This window comes from Bradyrhizobium sp. CSA112, from assembly GCF_029051645.1.
Lineage (GTDB): Bacteria > Pseudomonadota > Alphaproteobacteria > Rhizobiales > Xanthobacteraceae > Bradyrhizobium.
In genome coordinates, this window is the sequence record NZ_JAACFS010000128.1 from 1 (window position 1) to 631 (window position 631).

The window sequence follows — 631 nt, forward strand, 5'->3', positions numbered from 1 at the left end:
GTCTCGATCTCGCCTTGCGGCGCCTCATAGGCGGCGCGCGCATACGCCTCATCCTTAGGCGCCGGCAGGCCCTTGCGGTCGAGCTTGCCGTTCACCGTCAAGGGCAGCGCCGCAAGGTGCACAAACGCCGACGGCACCATGTAGTCCGGCAGCCGCGCACTTAAGTGCGTGCGCAAGGTGCCGGCAAGTTCGCTTCCATCCAGCCCATCCGAGCCCGCCTCGGACGCGCACACCACATAGGCGACCAGCCGCTGCTCGCCGGCGCGGTCCTGGCGCGCCACCACCACCGCGTCGCGCACCGCGGCGTGCTCGACGAGCCGCGCCGCGATCTCGCCCGGCTCGATGCGGAAGCCGCGGATCTTCACCTGGTCGTCGTTGCGGCCCAGAAACGCCAGATTGCCGTCCGGCAGATAGCGCGCAAGGTCGCCGGTGCGGTACATCCGCGCCCCAGGCTCAGTGCTGAACGGATCGGCCAAAAACCGCGCCGCGGTCAGCTCGGGACGGTTCAGATAGCCACGCGCCACCCCCGCGCCGCCAATGTAAAGCTCCCCTACGGCCCCAAACGGAACAGGCGCGCCATCACCATCCAGCAGATAGATCCGCGTGTTCGCAATCGGACGGCCGATCGGGA

Annotated in this window: 1 protein-coding gene; it reads right to left on the reverse strand. The window is 68.8% G+C overall.

The genetic code is table 11. The annotated features are described in order from the left end of the window. Positions 1 to 631, reverse strand: a 631-nt coding sequence (locus GWE18_RS41985; RefSeq protein ID WP_275191316.1) for an AMP-binding protein, incomplete at both ends; no start/stop codon positions are given.